Source organism: Pseudomonas sp. KSR10 (assembly GCF_022355455.1).
GTDB classification, from domain to species: domain Bacteria; phylum Pseudomonadota; class Gammaproteobacteria; order Pseudomonadales; family Pseudomonadaceae; genus Stutzerimonas; species Stutzerimonas stutzeri_E.
The window spans coordinates 74,584-90,727 of record NZ_JAKOEN010000015.1 but is presented as its reverse complement, the minus strand read 5'-3'; the positions used below and the strand labels follow the sequence as shown (position 1 = coordinate 90,727).

Annotated in this window: 15 protein-coding genes; 6 read left to right on the top strand and 9 right to left on the bottom strand. The window is 59.1% G+C overall.

Features of this window, described 5'->3' with window-relative positions; genetic code table 11:
• The first annotated feature begins 3 nt into the window (after window positions 1-3).
• The 3 genes from MCB86_RS06210 to MCB86_RS06200 all read left to right on the top strand — a co-directional run bounded on the left by MCB86_RS06210 (window position 4) and on the right by MCB86_RS06200 (window position 2,426).
• Window positions 4-318 (top strand): SCP2 sterol-binding domain-containing protein, encoded by a 315-nt coding sequence (locus tag MCB86_RS06210; RefSeq protein ID WP_025241974.1) that lies wholly within the window; start codon window positions 4-6, stop codon window positions 316-318.
• Window positions 319-563: 245 nt separating this feature from the next.
• The gene (locus MCB86_RS06205; RefSeq protein WP_239610321.1) at window positions 564-1,631 is read left to right on the top strand and encodes a phosphotransferase family protein; all 1,068 of its coding nucleotides are present in this window, start codon (window positions 564-566) and stop codon (window positions 1,629-1,631) included.
• A gap of 18 nt (window positions 1,632-1,649) precedes the next feature.
• Complete coding sequence (locus MCB86_RS06200) at window positions 1,650-2,426, top strand: SDR family oxidoreductase (RefSeq protein WP_268988819.1); 777 nt, start codon at window positions 1,650-1,652, stop codon at window positions 2,424-2,426.
• Window positions 2,427-2,489: 63 nt separating this feature from the next.
• Here the strand turns inward: MCB86_RS06200 and MCB86_RS06195 are convergent, their stop codons facing one another.
• Entirely contained in the window at window positions 2,490-3,137 is a 648-nt protein-coding gene (locus MCB86_RS06195) for a hypothetical protein (RefSeq protein WP_045162359.1), read from the bottom strand.
• Window positions 3,138-3,350: 213 nt separating this feature from the next.
• On the opposite strand from MCB86_RS06195, the gene MCB86_RS06190 reads away from it, so the two are divergent.
• Window positions 3,351-4,133, top strand: a complete 783-nt coding sequence (locus MCB86_RS06190; protein ID WP_045162360.1) for a TSUP family transporter — start codon at window positions 3,351-3,353, stop codon at window positions 4,131-4,133.
• Here MCB86_RS06190 and nudC read toward each other — a convergent pair.
• The 7 genes from nudC to MCB86_RS06155 form a co-directional block, all read right to left on the bottom strand.
• A complete protein-coding gene (gene nudC / locus MCB86_RS06185) occupies window positions 4,101-4,934 on the bottom strand; it encodes an NAD(+) diphosphatase (protein WP_045162361.1) in 834 nt (277 codons plus the stop codon). The two genes, MCB86_RS06190 and nudC, sit on opposite strands and share 33 nt — an antisense overlap.
• Complete coding sequence (locus MCB86_RS06180; RefSeq protein ID WP_045162362.1) at window positions 4,934-6,616, bottom strand: hypothetical protein; 1,683 nt, start codon at window positions 6,614-6,616, stop codon at window positions 4,934-4,936. Before MCB86_RS06180 ends, nudC begins: the two co-directional genes overlap by 1 nt.
• Before the next feature lie 37 nt (window positions 6,617-6,653).
• Window positions 6,654-7,466: a crotonase/enoyl-CoA hydratase family protein gene (locus MCB86_RS06175; RefSeq protein WP_045162421.1), complete on the bottom strand. Its 813-nt coding sequence runs from the start codon at window positions 7,464-7,466 to the stop codon at window positions 6,654-6,656.
• A gap of 194 nt (window positions 7,467-7,660) precedes the next feature.
• Window positions 7,661-9,913, bottom strand: a complete 2,253-nt coding sequence (locus tag MCB86_RS06170; protein WP_239610320.1) for an Orn/Lys/Arg decarboxylase N-terminal domain-containing protein — start codon at window positions 9,911-9,913, stop codon at window positions 7,661-7,663.
• Between the two features lie 118 nt (window positions 9,914-10,031).
• Window positions 10,032-10,793, bottom strand: coding sequence for a DNA polymerase III subunit epsilon (gene dnaQ / locus MCB86_RS06165; protein WP_045162364.1), 762 nt, complete (start codon window positions 10,791-10,793; stop codon window positions 10,032-10,034).
• Window positions 10,794-10,805: 12 nt separating this feature from the next.
• Complete coding sequence (gene rnhA, locus MCB86_RS06160; protein WP_239610319.1) at window positions 10,806-11,258, bottom strand: ribonuclease HI; 453 nt, start codon at window positions 11,256-11,258, stop codon at window positions 10,806-10,808.
• 20 nt (window positions 11,259-11,278) lie between these two features.
• A complete protein-coding gene (locus tag MCB86_RS06155) occupies window positions 11,279-12,034 on the bottom strand; it encodes a methyltransferase domain-containing protein (RefSeq protein ID WP_045162366.1) in 756 nt (251 codons plus the stop codon).
• A 112-nt stretch (window positions 12,035-12,146) separates the two neighbouring features.
• Between MCB86_RS06155 and gloB the strand changes: the two genes are divergently transcribed.
• Window positions 12,147-12,926 carry a hydroxyacylglutathione hydrolase gene (gene gloB, locus MCB86_RS06150; RefSeq protein ID WP_239610427.1) on the top strand — a complete coding sequence of 260 codons (780 nt, stop codon included), beginning with the start codon at window positions 12,147-12,149 and terminating at the stop codon, window positions 12,924-12,926.
• A 99-nt stretch (window positions 12,927-13,025) separates the two neighbouring features.
• A complete protein-coding gene (locus MCB86_RS06145; RefSeq protein WP_080890607.1) occupies window positions 13,026-14,576 on the top strand; it encodes a LysM peptidoglycan-binding domain-containing protein in 1,551 nt (516 codons plus the stop codon).
• Window positions 14,577-14,598: 22 nt separating this feature from the next.
• Here the strand turns inward: MCB86_RS06145 and MCB86_RS06140 are convergent, their stop codons facing one another.
• Entirely contained in the window at window positions 14,599-16,020 is a 1,422-nt protein-coding gene (locus MCB86_RS06140) for an HDOD domain-containing protein (protein WP_045162423.1), read from the bottom strand.
• Between the last annotated feature and the right edge of the window lie 124 nt (window positions 16,021-16,144).

Genomic DNA, 16,144 nt, shown 5'->3' with positions numbered 1-16,144 from the left:
CCGATGAGCAACGTCGACGACACCATCCAGGGCATGAAAGCCAAGTTCAACCCCAGCGCTGCAGCCGGTCTGGACCTGGTTTTCCAGTTCAATATCACCGACGCGGAAAACTACTATCTGGTCGTTAAGGATGGCACCTGTGACTTTCACAAAGGCGAGTCCGCCGATGCCAACGTTACGCTGATCATGGACAGCGAAACCATGCAGGGCGTCATCAGTGGCGAGACCGACGGCATGCAGGCGTTCATGGCAGGCAAGCTGCGCGCCGAGGGCGACATGATGCTCGCGCTGAAGCTGAGCGAGCTGTTCCCCGCCTAACTTGCCGAGACGTGACGCAAAGGCCGAAGTTTTGCGACTTCGGCTTTTTTGTGCGCTTTTTTAGTGACGTTCAAGCATCAAGCATCTTGATTACATAGCAACACCCCGACCAATAAAGACCGTCTTTGCTTGGTGCTGCCATGGGCGCCCATTAGATTACAGGTGCTGGATGGTCAGCTGGCGTTGCGGAGTACAGCCGCCATGAACCTGCTCATCAAGGCATCGATTACAAGAAAGGGACAAGCATGGCGCTAACAGATCAGACCAGCCGCATCCGTGAAGGTGAAGAACTGCCCGCTGCAGTCATCGATCAATACCTCAAAGCCCATATTTCGGGACTGGAAGGCAGCCCGAACATTTCGCAATTTCCGGGTGGCGCGTCCAACCTGACCTACCTCCTGGAGTATCCTCGGCAGGAATTCGTGCTACGTCGCCCACCGTTTGGCCACAGAGCCAAGTCCGCACACGACATGGGCCGCGAATACCGAATCCTCAATCAGCTCAACGCGGGCTTTCCTTACTGCCCGAAAGCCTACGTCCACTGCACTGACGAGGCGCTTATCGGTGCCGAGTTCTATGTCATGGAGCGCGTCCAGGGCATCATCCTGCGTGAAGACATGCCGGCTGAACTCGGATTTACGCCAGAACAGACGACCGCGCTGTGCAAGAGCTTCATCGACAAGTTCGTCGAGCTGCACAACGTGGACTACAGCGCCTGCGGCCTTGGCGACTTGGGCAAGCCCGAAGGCTACGTGCAGCGTCAGATTACCGGCTGGATCGATCGTTACGAGCGGGCCGCCACACCGGATGCCCCTGGTTGGGAACCGATCAAAACCTGGCTGCGCGACAAGATGCCTGCTGACCACCACAAGCCCGGTATCGTGCACAACGACTACCGCTTCGACAATGTCATCCTCAACCCGGAGAACCCGATGGAGATCATCGGCGTGCTGGACTGGGAAATGACCACCATTGGTGACCCGCTGATGGATCTGGGCAATACGCTTGCCTATTGGATAGAAGCGACAGATCCGCCGCCTATGCAACTGATCCGCAAACAGCCCAGCAATGCTCCAGGCATGCTAACGCGCCAGGAGTTCGTCGATTACTACGCCGAGCGTGCCGGCATTCATATCGATAACTTCGACTACTACTACACCTACGGCCTGTTTCGTCTAGCGGCTATCGTGCAACAAATTTACTACCGCTACTTCCACGGCCAGACCCAGGATCAGCGGTTCGCTAAATTCGTTCAAATGAACGCCCTGCTCGAACAAGTAAGCCTGCAGGTCATCCATAAATCGAAGCTGTAATACAGCTCACCAAGAGGAATACAGTTCATGAGCAAAACCACCCTGTTCGACCTGGATGGCAAGATCGCTTTCGTCTCTGGCGCCAGCCGCGGCATCGGCGAGGCCATCGCTAAACTGCTGGCCCAGCAAGGCGCCCATGTCATTGTTTCCAGTCGCAAAATCGAAGGCTGTCAGGCTGTCGCGGATGCAATCGTCGCAGCTGGTGGCAAAGCGACGCCGGTTGCCTGCCACATCGGTGAGCTGGAACAGATTCAAACGGTATTCGCTCAGATTCGCGAGCAATTCGGTCGGCTGGACATCCTGGTCAATAACGCAGCGACCAACCCACAGTTCTGCCACATCCTCGATACCGACGTTTCGGCTTTTCAGAAAACTGTCGACGTGAACATCCGTGGATATTTTTTCATGTCCGTCGAGGCCGGCAAGCTGATGCGTGCAAATGGTGGCGGCAGCATCATCAACGTCGCCTCCATCAATGGCGTGACGCCAGGCAACTTCCAGGGCATCTATTCAGTCACCAAAGCTGCGGTGATCAATATGACCAAGGCGTTCGCCAAGGAATGCGCACCGCAAGGCATTCGGTGTAACGCGCTGCTGCCGGGCCTGACCGACACCAAGTTCGCCTCGGCGCTGGTCAAGAACGACTCGATCCGTGAAGAAGCGCTGCGTCATATCCCGCTGAATCGCGTCGCCGACCCGAGTGAAATGGCCGGCGCCGTGCTGTATCTGGCCAGCGACGCATCGAGCTACACCACAGGCCTGTCGCTCAACGTGGACGGTGGCTACCTCGCCTAACGGGTCTGAAACAAAGAAGGGAACCTCAGGGTTCCCTTTCTTCACTAGCTGAAATCTTCGCCGTTACCAGTCTTTCATCGCCTGTTCCGCTGCAGCGTTTGCCGGTTTCGCCAACAGACCCGTGGGTGCCATCTCAACCGTATAGGTAGCGCCGTCGGCGATCGGTAGAAAGCTCACCCGTCGCGGCTGGGCCTCGAGGACCAGCGGTGCGCACTGACAGCGCTGCAGCCAAGCCCAGAAGTCGACCCCAGCTTGGCTCCGTCCGAGCGCCACATGAGGGTGGCGAGCCTGATCCTGCTGTTCGACGGCGAGGTAGCGACCAGAAAGCTTCTCCAGCCGATAGCCCGATTTCAAACCGATCAGCGTTGCCAGACCTTTCCAATGAAGTGCACGCAGGTCGAGTTGCCAAAGATCACCCTCCAGCGTGACAAAACGGATCTGCTGCCCCTCCTCCACCTTTACTTGATAGCGCTGCTGGCCATCGGCCTGAAACGACAAGGACGCCAACGGTGCACCCTGCTCCAGCGGCTGATAAGTGGTGACGTCCCAGGCGATCAAGCCAATCAGACCACCCAGCGCGAGGACCAGCATACCGACGGTGCCTCGCAGCCACCCCAACAGCCAGCGGCCGCCGACCAGCATACGCACCGCTATCAGCGCAGTGATCAGCGCAAGCAACGCGACAACCACTGCAAGCCCCAGATATTGCATCGCCACATTCCCGAAAATTTGACGGCACATTATCGACAGGGTCACGCAGCGCAGCCAGCAGCAGATGGGGACACTGACTACGAGTCGACATTCTGCTTTGTTGCCTCCTAACGATACGGTGAAACGACGTTTATTAGCTCGCGATTGGCTTGCGGCAACGCAAGCGGCATCATGCGCCGCCTGTCTTCACCAATTTGCTCATGAGTGACGCGCATGCCAATGCTTGAATTCGCCACAGACCCGCTGGTACTGGCCGCTCTGATGGCCGTTGCCTTCTTTGCGGGTTTTATCGATGCGATCGCTGGGGGTGGTGGTCTCTTGACCCTACCCGCATTACTCACGGCCGGCTTACCGCCACATCTGGTTCTCGGCACCAACAAACTGTGCGCGACCTTCGGCTCGGCCACGGCAAGCTTCACGTTTTATCGCCGTAAGCTCTTCGATCCCGGGCAATGGCGATTCGCACTCACGGCTACAGCCGTAGGCGCAGCACTAGGCGCAGGACTGGCGCACTGGATTCCCGCCCGCTGGCTTAATCAAATGCTGCCCTTGGTGGTCTTCGCCTGTGGGTTGTACCTGCTGTTCGGTCGGGTGCCGACCACACCACGAGAAGATTCAGCGCCGATCGGCAAACGCCGACAATGGCCGCAGGGGCTGACGCTGGGTTTCTACGATGGCGTGGCCGGCCCCGGCACCGGCGCCTTCTGGACCGTCAGCAACATGCTGATCTACCCACTGGATCTGCTAAAAGCGAGCGGCGTGGCGCGCAGCATGAACTTCGTCAGCAACGGTGTTGCGCTTGCCGTATTCGTGATCAGTGGCCAGGTTGCCTGGGCATTGGGGATCGGCATGGGGCTCGCATTGATGGTTGGCGCCTACCTGGGGGCACGCACAGCGATCCAAGGTGGATCGAAGTTCATTCGACCGATCTTTATTTCGGTCGTGCTGGCATTGAGCCTGAGATTAGCTTGGCAGCACTGGTTCGGGGCGGCCTGAACGTCGAGCCACATACAAGTCGATCAAGTAGCGGGCAATGGATTTTGGCGCTGGTAGTGCCGGCAGATCGTGGATCGAGAACCAGCCGGCATCTTCGATCTCCTCAGGCTGCATGACGATCTCTCCCGACGCATATTCCGCGTGGAAGCCAAGCATCAACGAGTGCGGAAACGGCCAGCCCTGGCTGCAGATGTAGCGAGGCTCCTGGATCGAAACACCGACTTCCTCATGCACCTCTCGCCGGACGCACTGCTCGACCGACTCGCCAGGCTCAACGAAGCCCGCCAGCGTGCTGTATACACCCGGCGCGAAGCGCGGTGAACGCGCCAGCAGCAATTCATCGCCACGAGTCACCAGAACGATCATGCTCGGAGATATACGCGGGTAATGATGAATGCCGCAACTCTCGCACTGCATTGCCCGCTCTGTCGGATGCTGACGCATCGGGTTGCCACAGCTTCCGCAGAAGCGATGATGATTGGCCCAGGTGCCGATCTGTGCGGCGAAGCCGAGCATACGGAACCTGTCGACATCATCGTCCTGCATCATGAACTGACGCAAGCCCTGCCAGGCTGCACCAGGCACTTCGGCAGGGTGAGCCAGCTCCAACAGAAACACCGGGTCGCCGTCGAAGTAACCCAAGCCCTGCTCACTTATCACAGGTAATTCAAGCCGCTTGAGCCAGCCTCTCGGAAACAGCACACCGTTGGCATCGAAAAGAAAACCCTGCTGACAATGCACAACGGCCCACCCGCCTTCGTTCGCGGGATCGAGCAGTGCAGGCTGCCAGCGAAGGCTCATCAGGCAGCCACCGGAAGACCCAATGCGCGAACGCTCTCGGACGCAATATCCAGCACGCTGGCGCGAGAGTCGTCGCGCCGCAGTATTGCGCCACCGTCGAGGTAGTACTCGAGGCTGGTCAAGGCATCGGCAAGGGTTTCGAGCATCTGCTCTGGAGGCATCTGCACGCCTTCGAGCATCTGCTTCTGAATGAAGTCGGCACAAGCACCGATCAGCTCGGCCGCCCGATCTTGCTCAAGGAAACGCAACCCGCCACGAACCGCCATCAAGCTGAACGGGACGTTAGCCAGATGCAGCTTTTCCCCATTGGACTCCAGATAGGCTGTGATAGCGCGCTTGGCCAACGCCAGGCCCGCGGTCGCTTCGCCGATCACAACAATGCAGGCCTCGGTGAGCTGATGATTGGCGAAGGCTTCAGCTTCCTGGCCCGGTTGGGCAATTGGAGGCCGCGAATCACGGCGCTCGCCGCGCTCCAGGCTTGCCACCATGCTTTCGACATAGAGCACCGCGTCGGCCAGCTTCAGCAGCGCCTGGGAGTCCGGAGCCTGTTCGGCGCTCCAGCCGGCGACCGTGGCAAGCTGAGCGTGCAAGGTACTCGAAGCGGAAGACAGCCCCACCATACCCAGGGTCTTCGCCAGCTTCCCCAACAGACTGTGCAGGTTGGCGTACGATTCGCTCGGAGCCGTCTGCCTTTCGATGAGGTCCAGCAGATCCTTGAGGCTCGCCAGTTCTTCACGAATCGCCGATGACAGCGAACGCATCACTGCCTGACCGGGACCAGCGAGGCGCTGGGACTCGTCCTCGAGCAGATGATCGGTAAAGGGCAGCGGACCAAGCGAGAACGTCTCGCGAACCTGAGTCGCCATGGGCCCGCTGCTTTCCGCCAACGCAACCAGATACAGCAATTCCTTGAGCAGGACACGCGGCGGCTCGTAGGCCGTATTGATGCTGAGTTGTCGAAGCTCACGGTCGAGCCGGGAAAACAGTTGCTTGCGTGACTGACGCGGCAGCAGCTGGCCATCCAGCTGGGCCTCCAACGCCGCACTGCCCAACCAGCATAGGCGGCCAGCAGGAGTATTGGCGAACAGCAGATCCAATCGACTGAGGGCTCGCGCCATGAGCTTGAGGCTCGCGGCAGCATTATCTTCACGAATGAAACCCAGCAGACCGACCTGATACATCTGTCGTAAGCGTCGTGCTTCGGTCATCCGCGCGGCAGGCTCTCGCACTGCCGCCACCACTGGTGGTCGCGCATGATCGAGTCGGGCACTGAAGAAGAAACTCTCGGGTAACGGGGACTGTGCACTGACGAGCCGCAGCGCGTTGATCGGCGGCAGGAGCAGTTCCGGCATTTCCTGACGGCTGGCATCAACACTTTCAAGATAGCGCCCGAGCACATACAGGGCATTGCTCAGCGCTGCCAGCTGAGTATCCCGTTCTTCGCCTGCGCCAACCGGAATATCGGTGGCGAGCTGGAGTATTTCCTGCGCCAGCAACTCGGCCCCGGTCAATTCGATGAGATTGAGTGTCCCCCGAACCTGCTTGAGATTTTCCACGGCCTGTTGCAGCAGACTTCCGTTGTTCCGATCAATGATGAAATGCTCGAGGCTCTGCTCGGCTTCCTCCATGGTTGCGAATAGTTCATCGCGGACCAGGCTGAGTGAAGTAGCTCCGGTAACCATGCCTAGCGCGCCTCCCGCGCAACGTTTAGATGATGCATCAGTCGGAGAAATCCGGTTTCTGTTTGCTCATATGGGCAGCCATGGCCACCTTGAGGTCTGCCGACTGAAGCATTGCAGCATTCCAGGTGGCAATGTACTCGAGACCGTCATCGACGCGGTGATCGCGCATATAGCGGATCATTTCCTTGGTGCCGCGAATCGCCACCGGCGACTTCGCAGCGATGTCAGCTGCCAGAGCGAACACCGCGGCCATCAGCTTCGGCTGATCAGGATAGGCTCGATTCACCAATCCTATGGCCTGCGCTTCCTGGCCTTCAACGGTGCGTCCGGTATAAGCCAACTCTCGCATCATTCCATCGCCGATGATTCGCGGCAGCCGTTGCAGTGTTCCGACATCAGCCGCCATGCCCATGTCGATTTCCTTGATGGAGAATTGCGCGTCGAGCGTGCTGTAACGCATATCGCAAGCAGCGATCAGATCGATCGCACCGCCTATGCAATATCCTTGGATGGCTGCGATAACCGGCTTGCGGCAGTTGTCCACGGCATTGAACGACGCTTGCAGCTTGAGAATCTGACGGCGCAGGCGCTCGGCGTTGCGTCCGACATCATTCCCCATCTGGGTTGCGGCTTGCGCTAACAACTGCAGATCGATACCGGCCGAAAAATGTTTACCCTCGCCTGAAAGCACCACTACACGGACATCGTCCGTATCGTCGATCCACTCGAAAATATCGACAATCTCACTCCAGAACGCAGCGTTCATGGCATTGACCTTGTCAGGTCGATTGATCGCTACATGGGCGATCTTGTCCTTCAACTCCACACGGAAGGCTTGGTACTCAGTCACGCTATCATCCTCGACAGCCGAGGCACTCATGTGCCTTAAACAGGTTGGACAGGCCCTTCGCAGGGACTGTTCTCAGCCGAACAACTATAACAACAGCCGGGTGAAAGTCGATGCGGGACGTTGTGAAGCAGCCCACGCCCTTGCACATCATCGGCTTTGACATCTCGCGATAGCAGGTCAATACCAAGTATTGCCTATTCCTCAAGGATGCAATCGACCGTATACCGCGTTCCCCCAGCATGCTCTTCGTGCTGCAGCCCATGCACATCGGCGTCGAATCCGGGGAAGCGGGCGGCGAAGCGTTGGGCGAAAGCAAGGTAGTCGAGTATTGAGCGCGTTTCGGGAGTAAACCGCTCGCCCGGCATGATCAGGGGAATACCTGGCGGGTACGGCACCAACATTACCGCGGCAATACGGCCCTCCAGCGCTTCGATGGGTACAGCTTCGACCTCTCCCCGAACCAGCTTGTCATAGGCATCGGCCGGTTGTATCGCCAGCGCCGGCAGCGCCGTATACATCCGCCGCATGGCTTTTGCGGTGGCGTTGTCGCGGTAGCACTCGTGCAAGGAGTCACACAGGTCGCGCAACCCCATCCCGGCGTACTGGCTGCCGCCGGTCTGCCCGACGGTGGGCAACGCGTCGCATAACGGGACGTTATCGTCGTAGTGCCTTTTGAACTCCAGTAACTCGGTTAGCAACGTGCTCCATTTGCCCTTGGTGATGCCCATGGAAAACAGCACCAGAATCGAATAAAGACCAGTCTTTTCGACGACCAGCCCCCGCTCCCAGAGAAACTTGCTGACAACCGCTGCGGGAATGCCCCGCTCACTCAGCCTACCGCCAGCAGTGAGGCCAGGTGTGACCAGCGTGACCTTGATGGGGTCAAGCAATACGTAGTCATCCGCCACATCACCGAAACCATGCCAGTCCGCTTCCGGCTGCAGCAGCCAGTCAGCGGTAACCAGTTCGTCCGCGCCATCCGCCGCGGTGGGTTGCCAGATACTGAACCACCAATCGTCCGGCGCCAGATGCTGACGGAGATTGGCCAGTGCACGACGGAAACTTAGTGCCTCGTCGAAGGTTTCCTGTATCAACGAGCGCCCGGCGGGGCCTTCCATCATCGCCGAAGCCACATCGAGCGAGGCAAGAATGCCGTACTGCGGCGACGTCGAGATATGCATCATGAACGCTTCGTTGAAGCGATCCCGATCCAACTGTCGCTGCTGACTGTCGAGCACATGGATCATCGAGGCCTGGCTGAAGGCCGCCAATACCTTGTGCGTCGAATGCGTGGTGAACACCAGCGGCCCCTGCTCGCGCGTATCCATCCCATAGCGGCCATCGTAGAACTCGTGAAAGGCCGCATAGGCATACCAGGCCTCATCGAAGTGCAAGACATCGACACTGTTGCCCAGGGTGCGCTTGATCAGATTGGCGTTATAACAGAGCCCGTCGTAAGTGGAATTGGTGACGACGGCCAGTCTGACTCGTGGCGGTCTCCCGCGCGCTAGCGGGTTGGCATCGATCTTGGCCTGAATCGATTCCGGGGAAAACTCCTCGAGAGGAATCGGACCGATAATGCCGAGCTCGTTGCGCGAAGGCGTCAGGTAGAGCGGAATCGCCCCGGTCATGATGATCGAATGCAGTATCGATTTGTGGCAGTTGCGGTCCACCAGGACCAGGTCATCCCGCGCCACCATCGAGTGCCAGACGATCTTGTTCGCGGTCGACGTTCCGTTGATGACGAAAAAAGTATGGTCCGCACCGAAATTGCGCGCCGCCCGAGCTTCGGCTGCGGCCAGCGGCCCCGTGTGGTCGAGCAGCGAGCCGAGCTCCGGCACCGAGACCGACAGATCGGAACGCAGGGTGTTCTCGCCGAAGAATTGATGGAAAGCCTGGCCGACCGGGCTCTTGCGAAACGCAACGCCACCGCCATGACCCGGAGTGTGCCACGAGTAGTTGGAATCGCCGGTGTGCTGAACCAGTGCGCGGAAGAACGGAGGCAGCAAGCCGTCCAGATAGCTCCGGGCGGCCCGCGCGACTTGTCGTGCAAGGAACGGAACAGTGTCTTCGAACAGGTAGAGCAGCCCGCGCAGCTCGTTCAGGTCTGCCATCGCTTCGGCCGGGGCATTCTCGATAGTGATCTGCTCACCAAGCGCGAAGATCGGCAATTGTGGCGCGCGCCGCCGTGCGACGCGAATAAGTCCCACCACGTCCTGCAGCAGCCGCTGATTCTCACCGGCACCCTCGGCAGCGACCAGAATACAGGCGAGTCCGTGGTGCGTAGAAGCGACGATGCGACCTTCGGCAGCGCTACCCGTGGGAAGAATATGGAAGCCGTCCCGTTCGAGCTCGGCAGCGATCTCGCGGACACGCTCGCCAGCGACGGTATCGGCTTTGATATCGCGGTGAACGATGAGGATGGGAAACTTGAGGTCTTTATACATGGGTGCTTCCTGGAGGCGTACTCCCCCCAGCGTAGAAGGTCCGCCCTCAAGCACCAAGCGTGAAATGCGATGGCGCCGAGTCGACGCGACAATAGGCGCGTCAGACAGCGCCGACGGATCAGGCCGGCAAGGCTTCAGTCTCGATCTCAGAGGATTGTTCCAGCTGCACCCAGAGCGGCGCCGCACCCGCAGCCTTTTCGATCGCTTGCATGCGTGCCGCATGCGCGGCGACTTCTTCGGCACTGGCGCGAATGACCAGCGTGCCGGGACGATCAGCCGGCAACCGGCGGATTGGCGTTGCCTGCTGCCGACCGCCGTTTTCAGACTCGGCGCCCTCACCTGCTAGGGACAGATTGGTCTGCCCGCCGGTCATGGTCAGGTAGACGTCGGCGAGAATCTCGGCGTCGAGCAGCGCGCCGTGCAGGTCGCGACCGGAGTTGTCCACGCCATAGCGTTTGCAAAGCGCATCGAGGCTGTTGCGCTGACCCGGATGGCGCTCGCGCGCCATTAACAATGTATCGAGAACGCTACAGTGGTCGCTCAGCTCGGCACGGTCCTGCTGCCCGAGCAGGGCGAACTCGTTATTGATGAAGCCAACGTCGAACGCTGCGTTATGAATGATAAGTTGCGCGCCTTTGATGAAATCGAAGAACTCATCGGCGACATCCTTGAACCTGGGCTTATCGGTCAAGAACTCATTGGTAATACCGTGAACGGCGATGGCACCCTCGTCCACCTCACGGTCCGGCTGAAGGTACACGTGATAATGCCGCCCCGTGAGGCGTCGGCCGATGACTTCGACACAGCCGATCTCGATGATCCGGTGCCCATCGGTCACCGGCATGCCAGTGGTTTCGGTGTCCAGCACTACGCTACGCATGTTTCAACTCACTCAAGCGGTTTGTCGTTTAGCCTGTACTACGCCGCGATTGGCCAGCAGATCGGCGCGTTCGTTTCCCGGGTGGCCGGTATGCCCGCGCACCCATTGCCAGCTCACTTGATGGCGATTGACTTGCTCATCGAGCTGGCGCCACAGATCGGCGTTCTTTACCGGCTGCTTGGCAGCGGTTTTCCAACCCCGTTTCTTCCAGTTGGGCATCCAGTCGTTGATGCCTTGCATGACGTACTGGGAGTCGGTCACCAGCTTGACCCGGCAAGGCCTTTTCAGCTCTTCCAGTGCACGGATAGCTGCCATCAGCTCCATTCGATTATTGGTGGTTTCCGCTTCGCCGCCCCACAGCTCGCGCTCAACGCCCTTGTAAACAAGCAGCGCACCCCAACCACCGGGACCCGGATTACCCTTGCAGGCGCCATCCGTGTATATCTCGACCGTTTCATCACTCATGAAGGATTATTTGCCTAATTTTACTGTTCGGCATCACGGCGACTGACCTTTGCCACAGGCATTGGCAGCAGCTGACCCATACGCTCGCGACGGCTCTGTCGCAGAGGTCGCAGGCCCACCATCAGCTTTCGCGCCACCAGCAGATAGAAACCGCCGGTTGGCATCTGCAGTCGTTGGCCGACGATGTCCAGGCCGGACAATCGTGTCTGCCACTGACCCGAGGAAAGCGGCGGACAATAGCATCCGAACCGACGTTTCTCCAGCGCGAATCCAAGCAGGTTCAACCAGTCCCCGACGCGTGTGGAACGGATGCAGCGAGCACGACGAAAGGCCTTGCGTGACACCAGGCGCGTCGCTCCCCAAGCACTCCACGGATTGACTCCAACGATCAACAAGTGCCCGCCCGGCCTGACGCTACGCGCCGCCTCGCGCAGCAAAGCGTGTGGCGACAGACTGAAATCAAGGCCGTGCTGAACCACCACGACGTCGGCGGCGTGCTCACCGATCGGCCAGCTCTGCTCTTCGCAAACGATCTCGACGCCCGCCAACGGTGGCCCCAATCGCACACTACGCTTGATCTTCTGCGGCTCGATTGGCGTATTGGCGAACGGTCCGTAATGCACCAGGTAGCTGCCGAAGCAACGCGACAATTCCTGACTGATCACCCACTCTTCCTGCTGCAACAGCTGTCGACCCGTTGGGCTATCGAACCAGGCACTCGCCTCGTTCATCAGCGACAGCCAATCTTCATCCGACTTGGTACAAGACTCACTCATGGCTAGCCTCCATTCATCGGCTGGGTCGGTCAGATCGGAGCTACCGGCCGGTTCAACTTTCCGATATCGCTGTTAGGATGCGCTTTTGCTAATGACTTGGCGACCCGTACATATGTTGAAGATAGAAGCTCTGCCGGCCTTCACTGACAACTACATATGGATGCTGCTGGATCCTCAAAGCCGCCTTTGCGCGGCGGTGGACCCGGGTGAATCGGGCCCCGTCCAGCGCTGGCTGGATGCTCATCCCGACTGGCGCCTGACCGATATTCTGATCACCCACCACCACCACGATCACGTTGGCGGCGTGCAACAACTCAAGGCCACGCATGGGGCGAAGGTCCATGGGCCGGCTGCAGAGAATATTCCTGGCAAGGACAATGCGCTGGCTGATGGGCAGCGTATCCGCGTCCTCGACCAGGAGCTGGAGGTGATCGAAGTGCCCGGGCATACCAGCGGCCACATCGCCTACTTTCACGACAACGCAAAGGAGCCATGGCTATTGAGCGGCGACACTTTGTTCGCCGCAGGCTGCGGCCGCCTTTTCGAGGGCACCGCAGCCCAGATGTTCAACTCTCTGCAACGACTGGCGGCGCTGCCCGCGTCCACCCGGGTGTACTGCGCTCATGAATACACACTGAGCAATCTGCGATTTGCCCAGGCAGTGGAGCCGGACAACCAGGAAATCGCAGGGCGCATCGAACAGGTCATTCGTTGGCGTGAGGCAAAACGCATTACCCTTCCCACTGACATGCGCATCGAACAGGCTACCAACCCGTTCCTGCGCAGCACCGAACCCACCGTCGCGGCTGCAGCAAGTCGCCATGCCGGCCGTCAATTAACCACGCCAGAAAGCGTATTCACGGCATTGCGCACCTGGAAAGACAGCTTCTGACTAAGTCGACCAGTCTCCAAAAAACAAGGCACCGGGTTGACCCACCGGAACGGCATTCCTACACTCCCTCGAATTTTGCGCTAGGGAAACCTTCAGCCAATGCCGTCTGACTCATCAAATAGCCCTCATCCGGACGCCTTGGCAGCCTCCGGCCGGGCCCTGGCGCTGGCCATCTGTCTCGTTATCACCGGCTGCCAAAGCACCGGTTCGCGCACCTCGCCAGACCGCGAAGCTCAAACACGACCTGAACCTCAGGTCCAGGACACACTGTGGCTCACGGACGTGAAAACCGCCGCGCCGACCCACTCGGACGTCTGGGATCGCATGCGGCAGGGCTTCAAACTGCAGGATTATCTGGACAGCAACCCTCGCATCGAGCAACAGCGCCTGCTTTTCTCAAGTCGCCCACAGTCCATCGAGGCGGCCAGCGAGCGAGGTAGCCCTTACATTCACTATATCGTCGAGCAATTGGAAGAGCGGGATATGCCGCTCGAGCTGGCGCTACTGCCTATAATCGAGAGTTCCTACAACCCCTTTGCCTATTCTCCAGCCCAGGCGGTAGGCCTATGGCAATTCATTCCTTCGACCGGTCGCCACTTTAATCTGCAACAAACCAGCTGGTACGACGGCAGGCGCGACATCACCGCCTCTACCACCGCCGCATTACGCTATCTGACCTACCTGCACGGCTTGTTCAATGACGACTGGCTACTGGCGCTGGCAGCTTATAACGCGGGCGAAGGAACCGTCAGCCGGGCCATCGAGCGCAACCAGAAGCTCGGCTTGCCGACCGACTACTGGAACCTGCCTCTGCCCCGCGAAACGCGCGACTACGTACCCAAGCTGCTGGCGCTCTCGCAGATGGTGCAAAGCCCCGAAGCATATGGCCTCAACCTGACTCCGATCGCCAACGAGCCCTATTTCGAAGTGGTCGCGCTGAAACAACGCATGGATCTCGCCAGGGTCGCCAAAATGGCGGATCTCGAAGAAGACGAAATCTATCAGTTGAACCCCGCGTTCACCCGTCGCATTACGCTGGACGGCCCACAACATCTGCTCGTTCCAAGCGCTAAGGCCGAGATGTTCGCCGCCAATCTAGCAATGATGAAACCGCAAGATCTGGTTGATTGGCAGCAATACAAGGTCCGCCCGGGCGACACGCTTGGCGCAATCGCCAACAGGCACCGCCTATCGGTCAACATCATTCGTGATATCAATCGTCTTCGAGGCGATCGCTTGCAGATCGGGCAGGTCCTGAGCATCCCGCAGTCGGCCGGAACGGGACAATCTCGCGAACTCCTGCATGCCGTAGCGCGGAGCCAACCGGCACCGCGCAGCTATCGGGTCCGCAAGGGTGACAATCTCTGGGATATCGCCAAGACCCAAAAAGTCTCGGTTCATGATCTGCAGCGCTGGAACAACCTTTCAGGCAGCAACATCAAGGTAGGTCAAGCACTGTTTTTACAGGCTGCCGGCGGCAACCAACGGGCTAACCCGAGGCCGACCTATTACAAGGTCAAGAAAGGTGACTCACTTTACGAGATCGCCAAGCGTTTCAATGTCCAGATCAATCACCTGAAAACCTGGAATCCCAGGGACAGCGCGCTGCTCAAGCCAGGCCAGACCCTCACGCTGTATATCCCCCAGTAATTCGCCTGGGCAAGGCGCCCCCTTAGCGCCTGCCCAGCGCATCGAGACAACGCCCGGCCAGCTGTGTGAATCGCTGGAAAGCAACGAACTGCTCATGCTTCAGCGCGCGACCGGATATCCGATTGTCAGCGTAGAGCACACCGATCTCGCGCGCGCCCGCCATCAACGGCGCAATGAAAAACATTCCTTTACCCAACTGCTGGCGAAGCGGCAAGGTCACCATTTCCTCAAGGTTATAGCTAGCTGGCACCCCCATCCATAGCGGCTGGCGTTGACGAAGCACGTAGCTGAAAATGTGCGATTGACCCGATGGATCGACAGGCAAGACGAAGGTGTCAAGCCAGGATTGGGTATGCTCCCCCGCAACGCGCTTGGCGCGGAACGCAGTTTGGTGATCGGCCAGAACAGTCAGCATCACGCGCTCCAGCCCTGCTCCTTCATGCAGCCCCTTGAGCAACGCATCGAGAATCAGCCCGACGTCACCGCGACTCGCGGCCATCATTCCAAGGTCCTGCATGGCCTGTTGCATCAGCAACAGATTCGGTTGCAAAAGGCTAGCTGCGCGTTGCGCCTGTTGCAGCTGCACTTGCTCAGGATCGGTTGACGGAATCAGCTTGCACAGCCGGCTGGCCCCGAACGTCGCCGCCACGTTGACGGCTTCATCCGCGCTGGCAAGGACCTGTTGCATCGCGTCTGCTTCAGATATACCACTGAACTCGGCGAGCTCCTTGACCAGGCCTTCCATCTCCGGACACCCCCAACCGTTCAAGGCTGCCGAACCAATGCGAACACCCAGGCTGACCGCGTGCACTGCGGGGTCACGCAGATTCGCCGATCCGTGAGCAAAACTGGCGAGTTCACCGATATTCCAACTTTTAATCAGCCCCAGGTTCAGCTGGCGAAAACTGGTGCCAAGCACTCGCTCGACAGCCTGATCATGATCCGCATCACTAGCCGCGAGAGCCTCACCAAGCTCGTCGGCCTGCTTGCCACCGCAGCCCCAGAAGGCAAGTTCACCCACTTCATGAAGCAGTGCTGCAATGAAAACTTCCTCCTCGTGCTTCGTCAGTACGTAACCGGCGATATTGCGTGCTTGCACGGCAGCGTGAAACGAGCGTGCCAGCAGTTCCTGCAATTGTTGGCGCGGCGCGCGATCGAGCAGGCCATCGATCAGGCTGACCGAAAGACTGATCAAGCGAACATTGTCGAAGCCGATCATGACGATGGCACGCGAGATGGTCTTGATGGTTTCCTGCGACGGATTGTAGTAACTGCTATTGCCGACACGAAGCACCTTGGAGGTCAGCGCAGCGTCGCGCAATAGCACGTCCGCGAGCTGCTGCACGGACGCATGTTCCTGCTCCGTGAGGCGCTGCAGATCCTGCACGACCGCCGCCAGCGCGGGCAGCTCAGACTGGTTCAAGCGGTCTATCCAAGACTGCAGGCCATAGCTCGTTTCACTCAAAATCTGCGACCTCACCCTGTGACCGGGCGGCTAGTAAGGAAAGGCAGTTTGCCCAGATAGTCGGCCTTTTTCCAGCGGATACAAGCTGTTACTGTACTCCGCC